Annotated in this window: 1 protein-coding gene; it reads right to left on the bottom strand. The window is 39.6% G+C overall.

What is annotated here, in order from left to right; genetic code table 11:
- Positions 1-209: 209 nt before the first annotated feature.
- The coding region (cysZ, locus tag KIV40_RS35195; RefSeq protein ID WP_285354119.1) for a sulfate transporter CysZ at positions 210-528 on the bottom strand (319 nt) is incomplete at its 5' end.

The raw sequence follows: 528 nt of genomic DNA, 5'->3' as shown, positions 1-528 counted from the left end.
ATGACAGAACTAAACGCGGCATATCAATGACTTTGTCGTCCCGTTTATTTCATTGTTTGTTAAGGTTGAATTTAGATTAAACAAGTTGAAAAAAAGGTAAAAGGATTAAAAAGTTATATCATATAGATATGTAGCAGAATGCACGCCCATTTTGATAGAAATCAGTGATTCAACAAAACGGGCGTTAGCTCTACCAATAGTAGAAGGGTTTAACGAAGGTGAGTAAATTGCCCTTTATGTTCTTCGACCCACATCGCCGTTGCACCACAAACAGCAACAGGAACCACGATCAGGTTGAGAATTGGAATGGTGGTGAAGACAGAAACCAACGCACCAAACCCATAGGTTTTGCCTTGTTTCTGTTTTAGTGAATGTCTCATGTCATCAAAGCTGATTTTGTGGTTATCAAATGGGTAATCAGCGTATTGAATGGCTAGCATCCACGCAGTGAAAATGAACCATAAGAAGGGTGCGACGGTTTGACCGAGGGCAGGAATCAATAATAGTAAGAATAGGCCAATGGTTTTT

This window comes from Vibrio sp. D173a, assembly GCF_030248475.1.
Note: the sequence above shows the minus strand (reverse complement) of the source record. Positions and strands in the feature narration are given on the sequence as shown.